This is a genomic window from Promicromonospora alba (genome assembly GCF_042654905.1).
GTDB classification, from domain to species: Bacteria; Actinomycetota; Actinomycetes; order Actinomycetales; family Cellulomonadaceae; genus Promicromonospora; species Promicromonospora alba.
In genome coordinates, this window is sequence record NZ_JBHSFI010000006.1 from 65,700 (window position 1) to 83,964 (window position 18,265).

General features: G+C 70.8%; 15 protein-coding genes. 9 read left to right on the forward strand and 6 right to left on the reverse strand.

From position 1 onward, the window contains the following. Positions 1 to 20 precede the first annotated feature (20 nt). Positions 21 to 1,493 (forward strand): FAD-dependent monooxygenase, encoded by a 1,473-nt coding sequence (locus ACFO6V_RS19880; RefSeq protein WP_377138351.1) that lies wholly within the window; start codon positions 21 to 23, stop codon positions 1,491 to 1,493. Positions 1,494 to 1,611: 118 nt separating this feature from the next. Beyond that, positions 1,612 to 2,880, forward strand: a complete 1,269-nt coding sequence (locus ACFO6V_RS19885) for a prolyl oligopeptidase family serine peptidase (protein ID WP_377138354.1) — start codon at positions 1,612 to 1,614, stop codon at positions 2,878 to 2,880. A gap of 15 nt (positions 2,881 to 2,895) precedes the next feature. Here the strand turns inward: ACFO6V_RS19885 and ACFO6V_RS19890 are convergent, their stop codons facing one another. The 3 genes from ACFO6V_RS19890 to ACFO6V_RS19900 are packed head-to-tail and all read right to left on the reverse strand — an operon-like array spanning position 2,896 to position 6,661. After that, entirely contained in the window at positions 2,896 to 3,264 is a 369-nt protein-coding gene (locus tag ACFO6V_RS19890; protein WP_377138357.1) for a DUF4440 domain-containing protein, read from the reverse strand. Between the two features lie 28 nt (positions 3,265 to 3,292). Further along, positions 3,293 to 5,650, reverse strand: coding sequence for a beta-L-arabinofuranosidase domain-containing protein (locus ACFO6V_RS19895; RefSeq protein WP_377138360.1), 2,358 nt, complete (start codon positions 5,648 to 5,650; stop codon positions 3,293 to 3,295). A gap of 60 nt (positions 5,651 to 5,710) precedes the next feature. Continuing rightward, positions 5,711 to 6,661 (reverse strand): helix-turn-helix transcriptional regulator, encoded by a 951-nt coding sequence (locus ACFO6V_RS19900; protein WP_377138363.1) that lies wholly within the window; start codon positions 6,659 to 6,661, stop codon positions 5,711 to 5,713. A gap of 92 nt (positions 6,662 to 6,753) precedes the next feature. On the opposite strand from ACFO6V_RS19900, the gene ACFO6V_RS19905 reads away from it, so the two are divergent. The 6 genes from ACFO6V_RS19905 (at position 6,754) to ACFO6V_RS19930 (ending at position 14,027) form a co-directional block, all read left to right on the forward strand. After that, complete coding sequence (locus tag ACFO6V_RS19905) at positions 6,754 to 7,278, forward strand: VOC family protein (RefSeq protein ID WP_377138365.1); 525 nt, start codon at positions 6,754 to 6,756, stop codon at positions 7,276 to 7,278. 194 nt (positions 7,279 to 7,472) lie between these two features. Continuing rightward, the gene (locus ACFO6V_RS19910) at positions 7,473 to 9,884 is read left to right on the forward strand and encodes an RICIN domain-containing protein (protein WP_377138368.1); all 2,412 of its coding nucleotides are present in this window, start codon (positions 7,473 to 7,475) and stop codon (positions 9,882 to 9,884) included. 170 nt (positions 9,885 to 10,054) lie between these two features. After that, positions 10,055 to 11,083: a metalloregulator ArsR/SmtB family transcription factor gene (locus ACFO6V_RS19915; protein ID WP_377138371.1), complete on the forward strand. Its 1,029-nt coding sequence runs from the start codon at positions 10,055 to 10,057 to the stop codon at positions 11,081 to 11,083. A gap of 23 nt (positions 11,084 to 11,106) precedes the next feature. After that, positions 11,107 to 11,541: an arsenate reductase ArsC gene (locus tag ACFO6V_RS19920; RefSeq protein WP_377138373.1), complete on the forward strand. Its 435-nt coding sequence runs from the start codon at positions 11,107 to 11,109 to the stop codon at positions 11,539 to 11,541. Between the two features lie 65 nt (positions 11,542 to 11,606). Continuing rightward, entirely contained in the window at positions 11,607 to 12,287 is a 681-nt protein-coding gene (locus ACFO6V_RS19925) for an aquaporin (protein ID WP_377139162.1), read from the forward strand. A 54-nt stretch (positions 12,288 to 12,341) separates the two neighbouring features. Next, positions 12,342 to 14,027, forward strand: coding sequence for an FAD-dependent oxidoreductase (locus tag ACFO6V_RS19930; RefSeq protein WP_377138375.1), 1,686 nt, complete (start codon positions 12,342 to 12,344; stop codon positions 14,025 to 14,027). 77 nt (positions 14,028 to 14,104) lie between these two features. On the opposite strand, the gene ACFO6V_RS19935 is transcribed toward ACFO6V_RS19930, so the two are convergent. Beyond that, on the reverse strand, positions 14,105 to 15,616 hold the full coding sequence (locus tag ACFO6V_RS19935; protein ID WP_377138377.1) for an FAD-dependent oxidoreductase: 1,512 nt from the start codon (positions 15,614 to 15,616) through the stop codon (positions 14,105 to 14,107). A gap of 84 nt (positions 15,617 to 15,700) precedes the next feature. On the opposite strand from ACFO6V_RS19935, the gene ACFO6V_RS19940 reads away from it, so the two are divergent. After that, a complete protein-coding gene (locus ACFO6V_RS19940) occupies positions 15,701 to 16,078 on the forward strand; it encodes an ArsR/SmtB family transcription factor (RefSeq protein WP_377138380.1) in 378 nt (125 codons plus the stop codon). Positions 16,079 to 16,153: 75 nt separating this feature from the next. Here ACFO6V_RS19940 and ACFO6V_RS19945 read toward each other — a convergent pair whose 3' ends face one another. After that, positions 16,154 to 16,435, reverse strand: a complete 282-nt coding sequence (locus ACFO6V_RS19945) for an Rdx family protein (protein WP_116675878.1) — start codon at positions 16,433 to 16,435, stop codon at positions 16,154 to 16,156. Positions 16,436 to 16,625: 190 nt separating this feature from the next. Further along, on the reverse strand, positions 16,626 to 18,218 hold the full coding sequence (locus ACFO6V_RS19950; protein ID WP_377138382.1) for a molybdopterin-dependent oxidoreductase: 1,593 nt from the start codon (positions 18,216 to 18,218) through the stop codon (positions 16,626 to 16,628). Positions 18,219 to 18,265 lie beyond the last annotated feature (47 nt).

Here is an 18,265-nt window from a genome sequence, read left to right on the forward strand (position 1 = left end):
CATCCCGAAAGGCAACACCTATGCACTCCTCAGTGATCTCCGACGCCGGCCACCCGGCGCCCCTCACGTTCGACGTCATCATCGCCGGGTGCGGGCCGACCGGCGCGCTGCTTGCCGCCGAGCTCCGGCTGCACGGCGTGCGGGTGCTCGTCCTGGAGAAGGACACCGAGCCCGCGTCGTTCGTCCGCATCGTCGGTCTGCACATCCGCAGCCTCGAACAGCTGGCGATGCGCGGGCTGCTGGACCGGCTGCTCGAGCACGGGCGACGGCGTCCGGCCGCCGGCTTCTTCGCCGCCATCGACAAGCCGGTGCCCGAGGGCCTGGACAGCGCGCACGCCTTCCTGCTGGGCATCCAGCAGCCGGTGATCGTCCGCCTGCTCGAAGAGCACGCGACCAGCCTGGGTGCGCAGGTCCGGCGCGGTTCCGCGATAGCGGGCCTCGTGCAGGACGACGACGGCGTGACCATCGAGCTGTCCGGCGGCGAACGGCTTCGCACGCGCTACCTCGTCGGCTGTGACGGCGCGCGCAGCAGCGTGCGCAAGCTGCTCGGCGTCGGCTTTCCCGGCGAACCCGCACGGACCGAGACCCTGATGGGCGAGATGCAGGTCGGTGCGCCACAGGAGGAGATCGCCGCCGCGGTGGCCGAGGTCAGCGCCACCACCAGGCAGTTCTGGCTCAGGCCCTTCGGGGAAGGGGCCTATCAGGTGGTCGTCCCCGCCGCGGGAGTCAGCCCGGACCGGACGGAACCGCCCACCCTCGAGGACTTCAGGCAACAGCTGCGCGCCGTCGCCGGGACCGACTTCGGCGTCCACTCGCCGCGCTGGTTGTCCCGGTTCGGGGACGCGACAAGGCTGGCCGAGCACTACCGGGTCGGTCGGGTGCTGCTGGCCGGCGACGCCGCGCACATCCATCCGCCCATCGGCGGGCAGGGGCTCAACCTCGGCCTCCAGGACGCGTTCAACCTCGGCTGGAAGCTGGCGGCACAGGTTCGCGGCTGGGCACCGGAAGCCCTGCTGGACACGTACGAGGCGGAGCGCCGTCCGGTCGCCGAGGACGTGCTGGACAACACGCGCGCCCAGCTGGCGCTGCAGTCCACCGAACCAGGCCCGCGGGCGATGCGGAAGCTGCTCGCCGAGCTGATGGACCTCAACGAGGTGAACCGGCGCCTGATCGGGAAGATCGCCGCGATCGACCTCCGGTACGACCTGGGTTCGGGGGCTGACCTGGTCGGCCGCCGCCTGCGCGACCTCGACGTGAAGCAGGGCCGGCTCTACGAGCTGCTGCGGAGCGGCCGCGGCCTGCTGCTGGACCGCACCGGACATCTGACGGCCGGCGGCTGGTCCGACCGGGTCGACCGCGTCGCGGATCCGACCGTGGCGCTGGACGCCCCGTGCCTCCTGCTCCGACCCGACGGCTACGTCGCCTGGGTCGGCGACGACCAACGAGACCTGGACGCCCACCTCGCACGCTGGTTCGGTGTGGCGGCCGGCTGACCGGGCGGCTCTGACCCGGCACCCGTTGACGTGCGCCGACACGGCTAACTAGCCTCCGGATGGCTGGTGCTGCGCTCGCGCAGGCCGGCCACTTGGCCCCGAACAAAGGAGTTCCGCCATGCGTACAGAGATGACCCGCCGCACCCTGATCGTCTCCGGTGCGACCATCGGCGCCTCGGCGCTGCTGGGCGCACCGGCCGCGAGCGCCGACGTGAGCACTTCTGGGCGTGGGCGTCGCGAAGCGCTGGTGACCCCGATCGCCGAGGTTCTCGACGGCGGCGAGCAGGTGACGTCGGTCGCCATCTCCTCCCCCGCCCTGCACCGCGCGGAGCGGTCCTCGCTGACCTCGTCGACGTTCGCCGTGCACGTCACCGCCACCAACCCGCTCACGGGCGAGGTCGCCTACGCGCAGGACCGTGTGGTCACCGGGGCGACGTGGACCCGCCGCGGCGAGATCATGCTGGAGCTCGAGCACGGGTGGGGGGTCGACGGCGGCGGCACGCTGCAGTACATGGGCGCCTACGGCCGCAACGTCCTCCTAGATCTCGACTACGCGATCACGCAGGTCGAGCCGCTGCGAGGGCGGGGTCCGGGCGGCGCGGTGGTGCTCGACTCCTTCCGTCAGGGCCGGCTGTCCGACCCGGAGGTCGACGCGTTCGCCCACCATGCGACGGCGTCGGGCCTGAACTACCGGTTGTTCTCCCCCAAGCGCCGGAGCGGTCGGCGCGGCGCGGCGCTCGTCGTCTGGCTGCACGGCGGTGGCGAGGGCGGCCTGCGGACCGGCGGGTTCGACTACTACGACAACGAGGCGCAACTGCGGGCCAACCGGGGAGCGCTCGGTTTCGCCACCCCGGAGGCGCAGGACATCTTCGACGGCGCCTACGTGCTCGCGCCCCAGGCGACGTCGGCCTGGATGCTCGACGGCGACGGTTTCGCGCCGCTCATCCTGGAGGCGATCGAGGAGGTCGCGCGCTCACACCGGATCGACCCGAGCCGGATCCACGTCGTCGGCTGCTCCAACGGTGGGTACATGTCGCTGAAGATGGTCGCCGAGCACCCCGAGACGTTCGCGACCTCCGTACCGATCTGCTGCGGCATCGGCGCTCGCGACGGCTCCGACGTGTACTTCATCTCGGACGACGAGCTCGCGGCGATGACGACGCCGACGTGGCTCGTGCACTCGGCCGACGACACGACGCTGGACGCCCAGGCCAACACCGTCTACGCCCACAAGCGCATCGAGGGCTCGATCATGAGCCTGTACGACAACGTCACCTGGGACGGGATCACCTATCCCGGGCACTGGTCGTGGATCTACGTCGCGCGCAACGACCCGCACCACGACGGCGCGAGCGTCTGGGAGTGGATGGCGGCAGCGAAGCGCTGAGCTGCGGCTCGGGGCTCAGGGGCCGACGGGCGAGTCCTGGCTGAACGTGTTCCACCAGCGGCCGTCCCGCTCGACCCAGAGCGAGCTGATGTACATCGTCTCCGTCTGGTCCTGACCGGAAGGCTGGTGGTCGGCGCGATAGCAGAGCAGCACCGAGTTCTCGGAGACCTCGATCAGCCGCGCGTCCGCGATGGAGTAGGACGCGGTGATCGGGCCGTCCGAGAGCTGTTCGGCGTGCTCGTCCCTGGTCGCGAACCCGGAGGGGTACACGCCGAGGAAGTCCGCGGACAGCAGCTCGCGCTGCGCGTGCGGGTCGCCGCTGACCTGCGTGTCCCAGACCCCTGACTCGAGATCGACGAAGAACTGTGTGGTGTGCGCCGGCATCCGGTCATCCTCGCATCGCTCCTGGGCCTCAGCCCTCCCGCAGGACCACCTCGACGACCAGCAGGTCACCGCTGTCGGCACCGTCCACCGCCTCGACGCGGAACACTGTCTCGCCCGGGGCGCCCGCCTCGCGTACGGCGTCCGTGAGGTCGTACTCGCGCTCGGCCAGACCCTCGCCGTCGGCCGGCGCCGTCAGCGTCCGCGACGGGCCGACCTCGAGGCCGTTGAGGAGGATCCGGCGCCGGCTGGCGGCGCGGTCGACGAAGCGTGTCCGCACCAGAGCCGCGGCGTCCGGGCAGCGGAGGCGGTACTCGAACCACCCCGTCGTGCTGCGCCAGTGCACCCCGTCCGCGCCGCCCGCCCGGGTCCGCTCCCCCGCGAACCCGTGGTCCACCTCGGGCTGCTGCTCGCCGGCCGTCACCTTGTCGAAGACGTCCGCTGCGGTGTCGGCGTCGTCGAGGGTCCGGAGCGTGTCGAGTGCGTGGGACGGATCGGTGTCGGCCGCGAAGTAGATGCTGTAGCGCTCGTCGTGGATACCGGTGAAGGGTTCGAGCAGGACGACGCCGGGGACGAGCTCGCCGGACCGCTCCCGGAGCACCGCGAGCTCGAACGTCAGCATCGACTTGTCGCCGGGCGCCACCGCCGACTCCGGAGGCTCGGCGACGACGACGGGACTCTGCCGCATCGGCACCATCGGGCCGTGGGCGACGTGCGCCATCCGGTCCGGCCCCGCGATGAGCCCTGTGAGCTTGCCGGCGCCCGCGCGCGACGCGAGCACGACGGGGCCGTAGCGGAACGCGACCCAGCCGGACCCGTCGGGCAGCGGCTCGGCGACGAGCCGGGGTGCGAGGCGGATGGTGACCGCCGTCGTCCCGCTCCAGGTCCGGGCGATCACTGCATAACCGTCGACGACGGCGGCGACTACCGGCTCGTCGTCGACCGTCAGGTCCACGAGCTCCGCCCAGGACGGCACGCGGAGGCGCAGCGTGCGCGGCCGGGGCGCCTCAGAGGTGACCACGATCCTGGCCTCGTCGCGGAACGGCAGCTCGGTCGACAGCTCGACCCGCAGGCCCTCCTCCGTCCAGTCGAGGACGGACGGCGTGTAGAGCTCGACGCGGAGGTCAGGCCCGTCGTGGGTGTAGATCAGCTCGTTGTACCGCGTATGGCCCTCGAGGCCCGAGCCGACGCAGCACCACATGGACAGGTGCGGCCGCGAGTACACCCGGTAGTGCGCCGGCCGCATCGGCGTGAAGTACACGAAGCCGCCGCGCTCGGGGTGGACGGACGAGACCACGTGGTTGAAGAGCGCGCGCTCGGCGAGCTCGACGGCGGAGCCGTCGTGCCCGCGGTCGAGACGCAGGCGCGCCAGCTCGAGCATGTTGTGGGTGTTGCAGGTCTCCGGCCCCTCGCGGTCCGTCATCACCTCGGTGAAGTCCGACGACGGATGGAAGTGCTCGCGGACGCTGTTCCCACCGATCGCCAGCGTGCGGTGCTCGACCACCGAGGACCAGAAGGCGTCGGCCGCGGCGGCGAACCGCTCAGCGGCGGGGTCGCCGTCCGGGGTTGTGCCGGTGGTGTCGGCCGGCGCCAGGTTGGCCAGGCGCTGGTAGCCCACCACCTTGGGGATCTGCGTGTTGGCGTGGAGCCCGTCCAGCGGGTCGCCGCCGTCGGCCAGCGGGTCCAGCAGCTTGCGGTGGGCCAGCCGCCGCCCCTCGGCCACGAGGTCCTCGCGGCCGGTGAGCACGCCGAGCTCCACGAACGCCTCGTTGAGCCCGCCGAACTCGGCGGTGAGGATCTGCTCGACCTGCTCGTCGGTGAGAGCCTTCGTGACCGACAGCCACCAGTCGGCCCAGCGCAGCGCCATGGCCAGCGCGCGCTCGGACCGCCCGTGGGTCGCCGCGTCGATGAGGCCGGCGAGCGTCTTGTGCAGGTTGTAGACCGGGACCCACCGGCCGTTGAGGCTGAACAGGTCGGCGTCGATGCGGCCGGCGGCGAGCTCCTCGCCCAAGGCCGGCCCGTTCGGCACCCCGCCGACGTAGCCGGTGCCTACCGCGTCCTGGCAGCGCTCCAGCCCGTCGAGCAGGTGCTCCATGCGGTCGTGCAGCACGTCCTGACCCGTCACCGCCCACAGCTTCGCGTGCGCGGACAGGGCGTGACCGCCGATGTGGCCGTCGAGCCCCGCGCTCTCCCAGTCGCCGTACGGCTCGGCCCGGCTGTCGAGTCCCGCCGCGACAAGGAACGGCGCGAGGAGCCGGTCCAGGTCGAGGTCGAGCACCGCCTCCAGAGCCCGCTGCTGGGCGATAGCGAACGGTCCGGGGCCGAGCCGGACGGCCCCCAGCGGGAAGGTGCGGCCGGTGGTCGCGGGCCGTTCGGTACTCGTGGACAACGTGGCTCCTTGGAAGATCGCACGGCTCCGTCACCGTGCTGGGGCGCAGGTCCGCTGAAGTTACCTCAAACCGGTCCGCTCATGGATCCAGGCGAGGTGCTCCCGCAGTTCCTGCGGCCCGTGCACCACGAAACGGCAGTCGAGCGCGAGCAGGCGCCTCGCCAACCACTCGACGGTGTCGGCCGAGCTCCGCCACCGGGTGCCATCTCCTTCCGGCGCGATCTCGCCGTCGCCGAGATGATCGCGCAACCGTGCCCGGGCCTCGTCGAACGGCAGTCGTAGGGTCACGTCCGCGCGGTACGTCGGTGCCATCGCGCGCTCGGCGTGCTCAAGATGCGCGAGCACGTCCTCATCCGGCATGAGCGCCCGCGCTCTCGCGCCGGTGCCACGAGGGGCCGAGATCCGATCCGCCCGGAAGTGGCGCCAGTCGTCGCGGTCGAGGTCGAACGCGACGAGATACCACCGCTGACGCACGACGATCAGGCGCTGAGGTTCGACGTGCCGGTCGCTGACCGCACCGCTGCGATCCTCGTACGCCATGCGCACGCGTTCCCGGTTCGCGGTGGCCGCGGCGAGAACCGTGAGGACGTCGGGATCCACCGACATCTCAGGCCCTGGCCTGCGGGTCATCGCGGCAGTACCCAGCGTGCGCACCCGATGCCGCAGCCGGGACGGAAGAGACTGGCTCAGCTTGGTGAGCGCGCGGATGCCGGCATCCTCGAGCTCCGGCAGCCCCTGGACGGCGACCGTCCGCAGACCGAGCGCGACGGCGATGGCCTCGTCGTCCTCCAGGAGCAGCGGCGGCATCGAGGTGCCTGCCACCAGGCGGTAGCCCCCGTGGGCACCGAGGTCGGCGTCGATGGGATAGCCCATCTCCCGCAGCCTGTCGATGTCGCGGCGCACAGTGCGATGCGTGACGTCCAACCGCTCGGCGAGCTCGCTGCCCGACCAGGTACGGGAGGTCTGCAACAGCGAGAGCAGGGTGAGCAAGCGCGAGGTGGGTCCGGCCATCTTCACATTCTCTCCCGATCTAGGACCGGAACCGTCCTATTTGGCTTCTAGCGTTGCCGACATCAGCTAGAAGAGCCCGAGAGGAACCGAACATGTCCCAGCAGCAGACCTCCACCCCGGCCGGCTACACGAGCGTCGCCCCCTGGGTCGTCACCGACGACACCGGAGCCTTCCTTGACTTCGTCACCGAGGTGCTCGACGGCGAGGAGCTCGCCCGCGTGGCGACCGAGAGCGGAGCGATCGGCCACGGCGAGATCAGGATCGGCGACACGGTCGTGCTGGCCTTCGACCGCGCCCCGGAGTGGCCAGAGATGCCGAGCCTCCTGCGCGTGTGGGTGCCGGACGCGGACGCCGTCTTCGACAAGGCCGTCGCTGCGGGCGCGAAGATCGTGACCGCGCTCGCCGACAGCGCCTTCGGTCAGCGTGGCGGACGGATCAGGGACCCGTTCGGCAACATCTGGTGGATCGTGACCCAGGTCGAAGACGTTCCGGAGGACGTGATGTGGGCGCGGCTGCAGGATCCGGTCTATGCCGAGCAGATGCGGGTGGCACAGGAGACGTTCGACGCGGAGATGACTGGGCGGGCTCAGGGGCGGAGCAGTGCGCCGGTGCGCTGAACGTCGTTCGTGCGCGCGTCCCGTGCGGGACTGGTCCGCGCGGGACGCGGGCACGCCTGGGTCGGCCTACGGGCATAGAGAACACATGTCACATGTCTCTTGTGTTCGAGCCGGAGGTCGGATGTACTACGCATAACGGCTGAAGCGAGTGAGCCCGAGGGCACCCCCAAACAACGACGTTCGGAGGAACTCAGATGAATCGCACGCCTCGGGGTCTCATGACCACGCTCGCGGCCATGGCGCTGGTATGGGCATCGGCGCTCGTGAGTCCGACTCCCGCATCCGCCGCAACCACCACCTACTACGCCTCGCCCAGCGGCAGCGGAACCGGCTGCACCTCAAGCGCGCCGTGCTCGATCTCGCAGGTCAAGACCGCGGTCAGGCAGAACCAGGGCTCCGCGTCCCCGACCGATGTGGTGGTCGTGCTCGCAGGGGGCCGCTACGAGCTCTCCTCGCCGTTGAGCTTCACGGCCGCCGACGGCGGGCGCACCACGACGACCGTGCGCTGGACGGCGGCCCCGGGCGCGACCCCCGTCCTGACGGGCTCGACGCCCGTCACCGGGTGGAGCTCGCACGACTCGGCGAAGAACATCTGGGTCGCCTCGACGCCCGTCGGGCAGGACACCCGTGACCTCTTCGTCAACGGCGTCGCGTCGCCCCGCGCGTCGGTGAACATCGCTCGCAGCGACATCCAGATGACTGCCACCGGATTCAACATCAGGAACTCGGCGCTCAACTACCTCTCGAACCTGCCGCAGAAGAACCGGCTCGAGCTGCGCTCCATCGGGCACTTCACCGATCGTTACTCGCCGGTCTCGACCATCAACGGCACCACGGCGACGATGACCCAGCCTGCGTGGAACAACAACCTCTGGGGATACGACACCATGCAGGCCCCGATCTTCGGCGGACACGGGCTGAGCATCGAGAACTCTCTCGCGTTCATCTCCCAGCCGGGTCACTGGTACATCGATCCCTCAGCCGGACGCCTGTATCTCAAGCCCGCGAACGGCGTGAACCCGTCGTCGCTGGATGTGCAGCTTCCGCGGCTCGAGAGGCTCGTCGACATCAGCGGCAGCTACTCCAGCCCGGTGCGAAACCTCAGCTTCGAGGGCCTCCAGCTCTCGGGAACCAGCTGGTTGGCGCCCTCGGGACCGAACGGCTACGCAGTGCAGCAGACCGGGACCTACCTCGCCGGGTCCTATTCGTACTACCCGTCCGACGCCATCACGAGCTGCTCCCAGGGCTGCGCCGCGTTCGAGCGAGCCCGTACGACATGGAACCAGTCGCCGGCGGCCGTCCAGGTCTCTGCGGCGACGGGAGTCTCGTTCATCGGCAACAGGTTCGTGAACCTCGGCCAGACCGCGCTCGGAATCGGCAACGACTCCAACGCTCACGCGAGCGGTGTGGGTCTGGGCGCGTCCGACATCGACGTCGTCGGGAACGTGTTCACCCAGCTCGGCGGAGGAGCCGTCGTCGCGGGCGGGGTCCGGGCCGATGCCCACCACCCCAGCGATCCGGCCATGACCAACTCGGACATCCTCATCCAGGCCAACACCGTCACGAAGACCTCCTTCACCTACCGGGAGAACTCCGGCCTCCTCTCGACCTACGTCGACAATGCGCGCATCCTGCAGAACGAGGTGTTCGACCTCCCCTACGACGCGATCGACATCGGGTTCGGCTGGGGCACGAACGACGCGGGCGGATCCCAGGACTACGTCGACCGCGGTTACTACCAGCACAACCCCAGGTACTCGACCCCGACGACGTTCCGGAACAACGTCGTGGCGAACAACATGGTGCACGACACCAAGAAGATCTTCAGTGACGGTGGCGGCATCTACTCGCTCTCCGCGTCGCCGGGCACGGTGATCCGCGAGAACTACATGTACAACCTGCGGAACACGGTCGGGTTGTACCTGGACGAAGGGTCGCGGTACATCACCGCGACGAACAACGTGATCCGCGACTCCAGCCCCTGGGTCTTCGCCAACACGGGCGGAACGCGGAACACGAAGGACAACACCGTCGACAACACCTGGCACATGGGTGGGGCCGTGCAGGGCGACTTCTCCACGGCAACGAACAACCGCATCACGAACGACCACCCCGTGACCGGTTCGACCTGGCCCGCGGCGGCGCAGACAATCATCTGCGGCGCCGGTGTGCCCCCTGAGTACCGCACGCCGCTCAACGCACCCGGATGCGCGACGCAGGGCGGCACGCAGATCGTCGGAGTGCCGTCCGGGCGTTGCATGGAGGTCCCAGGTTCGAGCACCAACAACGGCGCGCAGACGCAGCTGTGGGACTGCACCGGCGGAACCAACCAGGGCTGGACCTACACCGCGAACAAGCAGCTGGTGGTGTACGGCAACAAGTGTCTGGACGCGAGCGGTCAGGGCACCAGCAACGGTACGGCCACGGTGATCTGGGACTGCAACGGCCAGACCAACCAGCAGTGGAACCTCAACACGAACGGCACGATCACCGGCGTCCAGTCCGGGCTGTGCCTCGACGCCAGCGGACAAGGCACCGCCAACGGCACCAAGCTCCACTTGTGGGCCTGCCACGGCGGAACCAACCAGCAATGGACTCGCAGGTGAGGCGGTTCTGAGGTCGTCAGCGTCGCAGTCGGGTCGGCTCGCCCGGCACGGCTGCGACGCGCTCGGACACTGAAGCGTGTCATGTGGCCCTGACCTCCGGCGTTCAGTTGCGCGCTACATCGATGACTGTCAACATAGAGACTCATCGATGCACCAGGAGGAGGTCGACGATGACTGCTCTCACTCCGTCGAACACCGGCGGGCAGGAGTCCCATGCCATCGGCATGGACGCCGCGACCACCGTGGCTCTGACGCTCAAGGCCCTGGCCGAGCCCCTCCGCCTGCGGATGCTGTCGGCGATCGCCTCCAGCCCCGAGGGCGAGGTGACGGTCGGTGAGCTCGCAACCCTCACCGACGTCTCCCAGCCCACCGTGTCCCACCACCTCAAGGTCTTGCGGGACGTCGGCCTCCTCACCGCCGACCGGCGCGGCACCTCGGTCTGGTACCGGATCAAGCCCGCCTACCGCGGTGCCGTGAACACGCTCCTCGACAAGTTCGCGCCGGCGGCCATCGACGTGATGGAGACCCCGCACCTGACCGGGCTGGAGAGCGTGGAGCCGGCGCTCGACCGGATGGCCGCGTCCCTGGCCGAGCGGTTCCCCGGCACACCGCCCCGCGAGTGCGTCCGGGTGGTCCGCGAGTCGTACGCCGCCCTGGTACGCCGCGGCGGCGAAGCCGCCTACCTGGTCCCGCTCACGGAGCACTTCGCGCGGCAGCGGATCATCGACGCGGAGAAGGCCCACGCCCAGGAGACCGCGGCGGGTGGGGCGCACCGGCCACAGGTCCTGTTCGTGTGCGTGGCCAACGCCGGACGCTCGCAGCTCGCCGCGGCCCTGATGCGGCACTACGCGGGCGATCGCGTCGTCGTCCGCTCCGCCGGCTCGGCACCCGCCGCGGACGTGCACGCCGGTGTACGCGCGCTGCTGGAGGAGCTCGGCGACACCACCGCCGCCGACGAGGTGGACGACGTGACCCGCTTCTACCCCAAGCCCCTGACCGACGACGCCGTCCGCGCCGCCGACGTCGTGGTCACCATGGGCTGCGGAGACGCGTGCCCGATCCTGCCCGGCAAGCGGTACGAGGACTGGATGGTCGGCGACCCGGCCCTGGCCTCGCCCGCCGGCGTCGCGGCGATCCGCGACGACCTGGACCAGCGGGTCCGCGCCCTGCTCGCCGACCTGGTACCCGAGACCACCTGACCCCCCAACCACCGGAGAACCTGATGAGCACCACCGATCCCACCACCGCGTCCAAGCCCTCTGCACTGTTCGTCTGCGTGCACAACGCGGGCCGCTCCCAGATGGCCGCCGGGTTCCTGCGGACGCTGTCCGGCGGCGCCGTCGAGGTGCGTTCGGCCGGGTCGATGCCCGCCGAGATGATCAACCCGACAGCGGTGGAGGCCATGCTCGAGAAGGGCATCGACATCCGCGCCGAGAAGCCCAAGGTGCTGACCGACGAGGCCGTGGAGGCCTCTGACGTGGTGATCACCATGGGCTGCGGAGACGCCTGCCCGTTCTACCCCGGCAAGCGGTACGAGGACTGGGAGCTGGAGGACCCGGCCGGTCAGGGCATCGAGTCGGTCCGCCCGATCCGCGACGACATCGAGAAGCGCGTCCGGAAGCTGCTGGCCGAGCTGGGCGTGGAGCCCACCGCGTGACGTCCCCCGAGGTGGCCGCTCTCGACACGCAAGCCGCCCCAGGGACACCGGCACACGCCCCGGCACTGCCGGCCCTGTGGCGTCGCGCGGTCGCCGAGGCCCTTGGCACGGGTCTGCTGGTCGCGATAGTGGTCGGGTCCGGGATCGCGGCGCAGAGCCTGTCGCCGGACGACGTCGGGCTACAGCTGCTGCAGAACAGCCTCGCCACGACCCTGGGGCTGGCCGTGCTGATCGCGGTGCTCGGTCCGGTCAGCGGCGCGCACTTCAACCCCGTGGTGACGCTCGTCGACTGGTTCACCGGCCGCCGCGACGGCACCGGGGTGCGCGCAGCCGACGGCGGTGTCTACGTCGCGGTGCAGATCGCGGGCGCGATCGGTGGCGCACTGCTGGCCAACGCCATGTTCGGCATCCCGGCAGGCCTGGCCACCACGGTGCGCGCCACCGGGCCGCACCTGCTGGCCGAGGTCGTCGCCACAGCCGGGCTCGTCCTGGTGATCCTGGGTCTGCTGCGATCCGGGCGAGCCGCCTGGATCCCGGCTTCCGTCGGCGCGTACATCGGGGCGGCCTACTGGTTCACCTCGTCGACGTCGTTCGCGAACCCGGCAGTGACGATCGGGCGCGTGTTCAGCGACACCTTCGCCGGGATCGCACCGCAGTCGGTGCTGCCGTTCCTCGCCGCACAGGTCGTGGGCGGGGTGCTGGCCGTCCTGCTCGCCACGGCGCTGTACCCGCGTACAGACGCCTGACCACAGATCGTCGACCACCGCGTACGACCCGATCCACACACCCGAAGGAACCTGATGAGCACCTCGTCGCCACTCAAGATCGTCGTCGTCGGCTCGGTAGCGGCGGGCACCTCGGCCGCTGCCAAGGCCCGGCGCAACACCGAGACCGCCCGCATCACCGTGTACGAGCGCGATCACGACATCTCCTACTCCGGGTGCGGGCTGCCGTACTTCGTCGGCGGCGAGGTCGAGACCATCGACGAGCTCACCCCGCGCAACGCCTCATGGTTCAAGGCTCGGTATGACGTCGACGTCCGCACGGGCCACGAGGTCACCGCCGTGGACTCGACGGCCCGGACCGTCACAGTGCGCGACCTGGCCACCGGAGACACGTTCGAGGACAGCTACGACGAGCTGATCCTGGCCACCGGGGTGCGCAGCGTGGTCCCGCCGCTGCCCGGCGTGGACCTGCCCGGGGTCTTCGCCGTCCGCAATCCGTCCGACGCACGCGCGATCCGCGAATGGGTGGAGAAGCGCGAGGTGCGCCGTGCGGTCGTGGTCGGCGCCGGGTACATCGGGCTGGAGATGACCGAGCAGCTCACCGAACGCGGCATCGAGGTGACCGTGGTCGAGGCGCTCGAGCACGCGATGCCCCGGATGGACGCGGACATGTCCGCGCGGGTGGACGCCGAGCTGCGCAAGCACGACGTCGACTTGCTGTTGAGCGAGCGCGTGGCCGCGATCGAGGGCGGCGATGCAGGGGTGACCGGCGTGCGCGTCGGCTCGGCGGACGACGGCGACACCGTGCCCGCCGACCTGGTGATCGTCTCGGTGGGCGTGCGACCCAATCTGGAGCTCGCGACCCAGGCCGGGGTCACGATCGGCCAGACGGGCGCGATCGCCGTCGATCGCCAGGGCCGCACCGACGTGCCGCACGTCTGGGCGGTCGGCGATGTCGCCGAGTCGTTCAACCTGATCACCGGCGAGCCCGCCTGGGTCCCGCTGGGATCGACGGCGAACAAGATGGGCCGCATCACCGGCGACGCGATCACGGGCGGCGCCCTGGAACATCGCGGCATCCTCGGCACTTCGATCGTGCGGGTCTTCGACGTGGCCGTGGCCCAGACCGGGCTCACGGAGGACCAGGCCCGGGCGGCCGGTTACGACGTCGAGGTGCTGCACAACATCAAGCCCGACCGGCCCGAGTACCTGGGCGGCAAGTCGCTGCTCATCAAGGCTGTCGCGGACCGCGCCTCAGGCCGACTGCTCGGCGCGCAGGCGATCGGGGCTTCAGGCGCGGACAAGCGGATCGACGTCCTGGCTACTGCGATCACCTACGGGGCCGACGTCGCCGACCTGTTCCACCTGGACCTGGCCTACTCCCCCACCTACGCCACGACCAAGGACCCGGTGCACTACACCGGCATGGCGCTGGACAACGCGATCCGCGGAAGTGCGCCGCTGATCACGCCCGTGGAGCTGGAGCGGCGCCGGGCCGACGGCGAGAAGGTCCAGATCGTGGACGTGCGCTCGGCCAAGGACCGGGCCAAGGGCTTCGTGGAGGGGTCCGTCCACATCCCGCTGGCCGAGCTGCGCGCCCGGGCCGGCGAGCTGGACCCGGCCGCGCTGACCGTGACGTATTGCAACAAGGGCGTCACCGGGAACGCCGGGCAGAACGTGCTGCGCAACCTCGGGTTCGAGCAGGTCTTCAACCTCTCGGGCGGCAACAAGAACTACCAGGCCTGGGCTGCGGGTCACTAGCCGAAGCGACCATGACCAGGGGGGCGTGAGTCCGGGCAGGTGCCCGGACTCACGCCCCCTTTGTTGCGGTCCGGTCGTCAGTCGCTGGAGCGACCGTGCTCGACGCCGGTCGCGAACCCGACCTTGACCGGCTCGGGCTCAGCCGTCCCGCATCCAGAGGCCGACTCGGCCGTGCTACCGCAGCCGGACGCCGCCTCGGCGGGTGCGCCCAGTCCGAGCGTGACCGTCTGCGGGCCTGACGGCGCCGCGCAGCATCCGCCGCTGGTCGCACCGGCCAGAGCCTCGGCGGAGACCACGCCGTCCGCGTCGGCGGCGAACGCCAGGTCCGAGGAGCAGACGCCGGTCTGCGGCAGGTTCAGCTCAACGGCGTCGGCCGCCGCCCGGTCGCCGGCGAGGGCCGCGACCACGGACCGCACCTGCTCGTACCCGGTGGCCAGCAGGAACGTGGGCGCCCGGCCGTAGGACTTCATGCCGACCAGGTAGAACCCGTCGTCCGGGTGCTTCAGCTCGGTCTCGCCGTGCGCGGGCACGGTGCCGCAGGAGTGGTGATTGGGGTCGATGAGCGAAGCGATCTGGCGCGGCGCCTCGACGACGGGGTCCAGGTCGAGGCGGACCTCGCGCAGCATGTTCAGGTCGGGCCGGAAGCCGGTCGCGTTGACGATCGTGTCGACGGCCAGGTCGAGTCCGCCGTCGGTGCCGTCCTTGCGTGCCGTGCCCAGCACACGCACGGTGCCCGAGGCCTCGGGCTCCAGCCGTTCGATCGCGACGCGCGTGAGCAGCTCGACCTGCCCGGCCTCGACGGCGTCGCGCAGGCGCGTGCCGAGCAGACCGCGGGCGGGCAGTTCGTCGTCGCTACCGCCGCCGTACAGGCGGCGCGCCGAGCCCCCGCGGATGGCCCAGACGATGCGTGTGGTCGGCTCGTCCTTGGCCAGCTCGACCAGGCTCAGCAGGGTGTTCGCCGCGGAGTGGCCCATGCCCACCACCAGGGTGGTGCGGCCGGCGAACCGCTCCCGGTCGGAACCCAGCACGTCCGGCAGGGCGCCGGTCAGGTGCCCGGCGGCGTGCTCCTCGCCGATCGCGGGCAGTCCCGAGAGCCCGAGCGGGTTGGGCATGCCGTACGTGCCCGAGGCGTCGATCACCGCGCTGGCACGGGTCTCGTGCACCTCGTTGCCGGCGGTGTACCGCACCAGGTACGGCCGACGCTCGCGGCCGAGGGACCGGGACCGGTCAGCCCCGTCCCTGGCGACGTCGGAGACGCGCGCACCGTAGCGGACGTGGTCGCCCAGGACTCCGGCCAGCGGTGCCAGGTAGTTCTCGACCAGGTCGCTGCCGGTGGGCAGCGCGTCCAGGTTCGGCTCGACCCAGCCGGTCCCGGCGAGCAGACGGCGGGCAGCGGCATCGATGTCGTACTGCCACGGGGAGAACAGTCGGACGTGCCCCCAGGAGGCGACGGCAGCGGCCGGGCCGTTCCCGGCTTCCAGCACCAGGGGCTCGAGGCCGCGTTCCAGCAGGTGCGCCGCGGCGGCAAGGCCGACCGGCCCGGCGCCGATGACGACGACGGGCAGGTTCTCGCGGGACGTCTCGGTCATGACCAACTCCTCAGATCGAAGGTTCTCGATGGATCAACGAGAGCAACATATCCATATTCTTCAATGCGTGGCAAGATGGAGTCCATGACCACGACCCTCGCCCTGGCCGACCCGCCGCACACCGTCCCGGTGCCGGCGTCTGGTGCCTGCTGTGCACCGCTGGTCCGTGAGGCGGCCGATCCGCAGACCGCCATCGAGATCGCTCATGTGTTCAAGGCGCTGAGCGACCCCACCCGCGTGCGGCTGCTCTCGATCGTCGCCGCGCACGACGGTGGCGAGGCCTGCGTGTGCGACCTCACCGAACCCGTCGGCCTGTCCCAGCCCACGGTGAGCCACCACCTCAAGCTGCTTGTCGAGGCCGGCCTGCTCACCCGCGAGCAGCGCGGGAAGTGGGGCTACTACTCGGTGGTGCCGGGTGCGTTGAACCGGCTCGGGGTGCTGCTCACCGACGCGACAAGCTGACAGCCGGCGGATTCCCGCTGGGTCAGCTAGGCGTATCCGCGGGCCGACCGGTGCCGTACCTCGACGACGGCCGGATCAGTCCGTCCTGTCGGAGTGCCCCAGAGATCTGCCCGGAGCGATGATGTCCCGTACGCGGCGCTTCAGCTCCGTGATCTCAGGAAACCCGCCGTCGCGCTTGCGGTTCCACACCCGTTCGTCTCCGACCTCGATCCGGAACACCCCACCCGTGGATGGCACGATCGCTACCTCGCCGATCTCGTCCGAGAACGTCTGCAACAGCTCCCCGGCGTACCACTGGGCGCGCAGCTGCCAGCGGCACTGGGTGCAGTAGGTGATCACGATGCGTGGCGTGGGCATGCGGCCACCGTGCCACGCGCCGTCGTACGACCTGGACCGCGTAGCTAGACGCTGGATCGGAACGCGAGTCGACGTGGTCGCTCAGGTGGTGAACCAGACGATGAGTGGCTGCCTCACGTGGGGGCGGTGGCCAGGTCGGTGCCGGTGGGGCACGCGCACCGGTCGCGGGCTGCGACCCGACCACCCCCGGTCAGTCCACGTTGATCGAGACGGTCTGCCAGCCCGACGCCCCGTCGGGAGCCGGCGGCGCCTTGGTCTCGGTCTGGACCTGCCCGTCCGAGTCCGTGGCCCGCACCGCCAGGCTGTGGTAGCCGGACTCCAGATCGATCGACACGTGCCACTGGCGCCACGCGTCGGGGCCTACCGTCTCGGCCAGCTCGGCGGTGACCCAGTCGCCGCCGTCGGCCCGGACCTCGACCTTGCTGATGCCGGTGTGCTGCGCCCAGGCCACGCCGGCCACGGTCACGGCGCCGGCGGACACGGACGTGGACAAGCGCGGCACGTCGATGCGCGAAGCGATCTTGATCGGCCCCAGTGCGGACCAGCCTCGCGGGGTCCAGTAACCCTGATCGGTGTCGAAGGTGGTCACCTCCAGCGAGGTCACCCACTTGGTCGCCGAGACGTACCCGTACAGCCCGGGCACCACCAGCCGCGCGGGGAAGCCGTGCTCCAGGGGCAGAGGCTCGCCGTTCATGCCGATCGCGAGCAGGCTCTGCCGGTCCGGGTCCTGGAGCACCTCCAGCGGCGTGCCGGCGCTGAACCCGTCGTCGCTGCGAGAGAGCACCATGTCGGCGCCGGCCTGAGGCTTGGCCCGTTCCAGAAGTGCGCGGATCGGGTAGCCGAGCCAGAGGGCGTTGCCGACCAGGTCGCCGCCCACGGCGTTGCTCACGCACGAGAGAGTGACGTAGTGCTCCTCCATCGGCAGCTCCATGAGCTCGTCCCAGGTGAGCGTGAACGGCTCGTCCACCAGACCACGGACCTCCAGCGACCAGTCCTGCGGGTTCAGCTGCGGCACGATCAGGGCGGTGTCGATGCGGTAGAAGTCCGAGTTCGGGGTGACGTACGGCGCCAGGTCGTCGAGCTTCAGGTCGGCCCCGGCAGGCACCGGCGGCGCCGGCATGCGCGCAGCGGGCAGGCGGAGCTTCTCCCGCACGGCGCTGATCGCGGTCGAGCCCATCGACAGCACGCGCGAGCCAGCCAGCGCGAGCACAGCGACACCCAAGGTGATGCCAGATACGGTCAGGAAGCCGCGCCGGTCCACGGCGCCGCCCGGAGTCTCGCCCGCCGAGACCTCGCTCCGGCCCGGCACAGGCCGCAGCCGCGCCACGACGGCACGCAGCAGGAGCACCGCGGCGCCCAGCCCGATGGCGCTGGGCAGTGCCCACAGCGGCGTCGCGCTCGGGCGCAGCAACGCCACCACGACCCCGACGACGCCGACGACTCCCACCAGGACCGCGCCCACCGGCGGGCGGCGCAGCTCCAGCCAGCCCGCGAGAGCCGCCCCCAGGGCCAGCACCGCGCCCATCGTGGCGAGCAGCACGACCTTGTCGTTGGTGCCGAACCACTCCACGGCAACATCCTTGAGCCATGGGGGCACGGCGTCGACCACGGCGGCGCCGCCTGCGAACAGCGTGCTGGCACCGGGTGCGACGACCGCGGCAACGAGCTCCGCGACGGCCAGCCCGGCGGCACCGGCGAGCGCGCCCCCGAGCGCGGCCCAGCCCACGCCGCCCGGAGAGCGTTCGGCCGAGGGCGCGGCGGGGCTCTCAGTTGCCTGTGTCATGGGCTTGGCGTGAGCTCGTTGCTCTCTGCCGCGCCGGCCGGCGCGGC